5 protein-coding genes are annotated in these 4,124 nt (G+C 69.4%); 2 read left to right on the plus strand and 3 right to left on the minus strand.

Going from position 1 to position 4,124, the window contains the following annotated elements; all coding sequences use genetic code 11:
- Positions 1 to 74 precede the first annotated feature (74 nt).
- Positions 75 to 770, plus strand: coding sequence for a hypothetical protein (locus ACWDU1_RS30260; protein ID WP_450003699.1), 696 nt, complete (start codon positions 75 to 77; stop codon positions 768 to 770).
- Here ACWDU1_RS30260 and ACWDU1_RS30265 read toward each other — a convergent pair.
- Entirely contained in the window at positions 709 to 1,917 is a 1,209-nt protein-coding gene (locus ACWDU1_RS30265; protein WP_450003701.1) for a glycosyltransferase family 4 protein, read from the minus strand. The genes ACWDU1_RS30260 and ACWDU1_RS30265 overlap by 62 nt on opposite strands.
- Positions 1,918 to 2,311: 394 nt before the next feature.
- On the opposite strand from ACWDU1_RS30265, the gene ACWDU1_RS30270 reads away from it, so the two are divergent.
- Positions 2,312 to 3,037, plus strand: coding sequence for a class I SAM-dependent methyltransferase (locus tag ACWDU1_RS30270; protein WP_450003706.1), 726 nt, complete (start codon positions 2,312 to 2,314; stop codon positions 3,035 to 3,037).
- 2 nt (positions 3,038 to 3,039) lie between these two features.
- On the opposite strand, the gene ACWDU1_RS30275 is transcribed toward ACWDU1_RS30270, so the two are convergent.
- Together ACWDU1_RS30275 and ACWDU1_RS30280 are read right to left on the minus strand one after the other, a co-directional pair.
- Entirely contained in the window at positions 3,040 to 3,354 is a 315-nt protein-coding gene (locus ACWDU1_RS30275; protein ID WP_450003703.1) for a hypothetical protein, read from the minus strand.
- Positions 3,355 to 3,686: 332 nt separating this feature from the next.
- On the minus strand, positions 3,687 to 3,869 hold the full coding sequence (locus tag ACWDU1_RS30280) for a hypothetical protein (protein ID WP_450003705.1): 183 nt from the start codon (positions 3,867 to 3,869) through the stop codon (positions 3,687 to 3,689).
- Positions 3,870 to 4,124 lie beyond the last annotated feature (255 nt).

Consider the following 4,124-nt stretch of genomic DNA (forward strand, 5'->3'; position numbering starts at 1 on the left):
ACTACGCAGCCCGATCGCCAGCCTCCGCACCCAGCTCGAGGTGGCACAGGCGCATCCGGGACTGCTCGAACCGGGTGGGCTGCTCGAGGACACCGCTGAAAGGCGACGCCAAAAGGGCCGAACCCCGCGCCGACGAAGTCGGCGCCAAAGTCACAGCCGCACTGTTCATAGCTGCCCTGGTCCTGCCGCTGCCCGACCTCGCCTGGGGTGTCGGGGGCGAGTTGCGGGCTGTGCACTATCCGGATTCGTGGACCGAGATGGCCGGCCGGATCGACGGACCCGGCGATATCGCGGTGCTACCCGGGGGCATGTTCCGTCGCTTCCCGTATTCCGGTTCCGCCCCGGTCCTGGATCCGGCCCCCCGCATGCTGCCGCGCGATGTGTTGCAGACCGGTGCGCTTCCGGTCGCGGGCCGGACCGTGACCGGTGAGGGCGTGCGCGCCCGCCGCGCCGAGGAAGCGCTGCTGGGCGGCGGCCCACCCGCCGATCTCGCCGGACTGGGCGTGGGCTCGGTACTGGTGGAACGGGACACCCCGGGCCCGCGCGGCGATTCCGAGGTCACCCTGGACCGGCTGGAGCGGGTGCACGATACCGGCGATCTCGCGCTCTACCGGGTTCCGGACGTGGTGTCCCGGCCCGAGCCGGAGCACCGGTCTCTCGTGGTGGGGGCGCATATTCTCTGGGCCGCGCTGCTCGCGGCTCCGCTGCTCAGGCTCCGGCCGCGACCTCGGCGGGCACCGCGGCCGCCGCGTCCTCGCCGGGCGAGATGAGTCCGCTGATCCGCTCACCGGCGGCGGCCGCGGCCAGCACCTGCTGGACGCCCGAGGCGGTGTGTTCCCAGGAGAACTCCCGCGCCCGTGCTCGCGCCTTCTCTCCCATGATGGTGCGGGCCGAGGCGTCCTCGAGCAGTTCGCCGACCGTCGCGGCGAGTTGATCGGCATCATCGGCCAGCACCCCGGTCACACCGTCGATGATGGAATCGGTGAGTCCGCGCGAGGAGCGGTAGCCGACCGTCGGGACCCCGTGCTGAGCCGCCTCGATCACCGCCAGCCCCCAGCCCTCCTTACGGGAGGGCAGCACATGCACCCAGGCCCGCGCGAGCAGTTCGTGTTTACGTGATTCGTCCACATGACCGTGGAAGGTGACGGCATCGGCGATCCCGAGCGCGGCCGCCTGATCCTGTAGTTTGTCGGCCCACCAGCCGCCGCCGACGATATCCAGCCGGATCCCGGGGATGCGGTCGCGCAGCCGCGCCACGGCGGTGAGGGCGTCCTCGATCTGCTTGTGCGGGACGAGGCGGGAGAGCACCACGACCCGGGGCTCGGGGGTCCGGACCTCCGCGGCGCCGGTGGGCGCGTCGCAGGGGACGGGTTCCGCACCGTTGCGCACAACCGCGATCCGGGAACGATCCACGCCCAGTGTTGCCAGTTCCTCGGCCGAGGGCAGCGACACGGTGAGGTACTGGTCGGCCCGGTGCACGCGCGGCGACAGCCGGGACTCGATCCACCAGCCGATCCGGCCCACCAGCCGGCCCGCGACCGGCCACTGCTCCCGGTGCCCGTGGTGCACCAGCACGACCGACGGCACCCCCGAGACCAGCCGGGCGAAGAACGGGATGCCGTTCTGGGTGTCGACCACCGCCGCGGGCCGGATGCCTTTGAGCGGGCCGAGCCCGATCCGGCCCAGTGCGATCGCGGCCAGCGCGCGGGGGTACACGGTGAACCGGCCGCCGCCGCGGCTGATATCGATACCGTCGATTCGCTCGCGTTTCGGCGCTCCCGGGTACCGGGCGGTACGGAGCGTCACCCGCACTCCCCGGGCCGCCAGATGCGCACCGACCTGCTCCAGGTACCGTTCGCTACCGCCGCCCTGTGGATGACCGGTATCGCGCCAGCAGAGCAGAAGGACTTCGCGCACGTGGGGCTTCTCCGGTCGGGTCGGGTCCCGCGGGCGGGACGTCGGTCGTCCCGCGGACGGGACGGGGCATCGCGCTACACCTTAACGCTCCCACGCCCCCGGCAAGTCGCCCACCTGCGTGTCCTTCCGGTATCGGATCGAGGCCGGCGGGGGTTCCCGGCTACGGTTCTGTGACCGGCTGGGAATCTGTGACCGGTCACAATATGCGAGACTCGGCGTCGTGCTCGACGACCGGCAATCACCTGTGGATCGCGTATCCCTCGCGACCGACCCGGACTCCGCTCCCACCGGTATCGCGTCCACCGCCGCACCCGCCCGGGGCGGCGCCCCGGCGCATCCCGCTGGGTCTCGCCCGCACCGCACCCGCCGGGCTCGCTTCGCCCGCCGCGCGACGGTGGCCCGCTCGCTGCGACTCCTGTACAGCTTCCGCTTCGAGCAGACCGATCCCGCCCGCTTCTACGGCGGTATCGCGACCGACAGCGTCGATCTGCTCGCGGACTTCTACGCCGACCTCACCGGCGGCGACCTCACCGGCACGACCGTCCTCGACGTGGGCGGCGGCCCCGGCTATTTCGCCGACGAATTCGCCCGGGTGGGCGCGAAATACATTCCCGTGGAGCCCGATCCGTCCGAGATGCACGCCGCGGGAATCGCGGTACCGGCCGCGGTCCGCGGATCCGGGATGGCATTGCCGTTCCGCGACGACGCGGTCGATATCTGCTTCTCGTCGAATGTCGCCGAGCACGTACCGGATCCGTGGCGGATGGCCGATGAGATGGTACGGGTCACCAAACCGGGGGGCATGATCGTGCTGTCCTACACGGTGTGGCACGGGCCTTTCGGTGGTCACGAGACCGGACCGTGGCACTACCTGGGCGGCGAATACGCGGCCCGCCGGTACCGCCGTAAACACGGCAGTGAACCGAAGAACCGGTTCGGCGTCTCGCTGTTCGCGGTCCGCGCCGCCGACGGTATGCGCTGGTCGGCGCGTACTTCCGCGCGCGTCCACACGGTGTTCCCCCGGTACCACCCGCGCTGGGCCTGGTGGCTGGTGCGCGTTCCCGGAATCCGGGAGTTACTGGTGAGCAATCTGGTGGTGGTCGCCGGCAAACGCGGTTAGCGCTACAGCGCGACCTGCTGCCGGCTCCGGCCGACCCGGCCCCGCCACCCGCTGCGGACGACCGGCTCGGCGCGGGTCCACGGTGATTCCTGGATGGCCAGGCCGACTGTTTCGAGGGTGGTGAGCCCGACCAGATCGGCCAGCCCCCCGACCATCGCGACCGCCTCGGCCGCCTGCATGGCGGCCATGGCCTGTTCCAGAGTGAGGGTGCGGCCCGGTAGGAACGAAACGACCCATCCGCCGCTGCCAACGCTTTTCGCTTGATGGTCGGTCTGGTCGCTGGTCATCAACGCCCGGCCGATCACTTGCACCGCCATGAACGCCTCTCCCAATCGTGGGTCTTCGGTTCTAATGGAGCGAGCTGATCTGTAGCTAACAGCATGCGCCCTCCAGCAACAAAACGCAATAGTGCGTTCGATGAAATACGAACCGAGAGGGAGGAATTCACGACCGAATCCGGTACGCGGAAGTCGCGCTACCCGGCACCCAACGCCCGGACCTGCATGGAAGCGATCACGAGTTGGCTTGGGGCACAAGATCGAATCTTGCCACGGGGCGGACTCGCCGAGGCGCAGAAACGCCGCGACAATCAAAAGTGACCGCTCGCAAAGTATCCCGAAGCGGTCCCGGAAATCATTTGCCCGGCAAACTAATCGGTTGCCAGCAACGCCCGCAGAATCGGCCGGCCGTATGGGGAGGCGTCCTCGGCATCGACGACCTCGACCTGCCAACCGGCGGGCAGCGCCGATTGCAGCTGCCCCGCGGCGCGATGAAGAGGTGTGCTCACCGGGACGTCACCGGGCGACTCCGGGGCGATAAACGCATCGGCCATGTTTCCAACCACCTCTCACGGGGTGATCGGTCCCGCCACGGTTCGAGACGAGCAGGCCGATCAAGGAGTGGATCAGGCAATCGGGATTGCGTGGTCGAGATTCAGGACCCCTCCAGAATAAGGCACAAATCGCCCCACATCGTGGTCTACACCCCCGCAAGCCACCCGCTATCGATCGCACCCCTGAAAGGGTTCGGCCCGCGTCGGCTGTCAGTGCTCGAAGCGCATGTGGCGAAGCCACAAGTCTCGAGCACT

The organism is Nocardia sp. NPDC003345 (assembly GCF_053589395.1).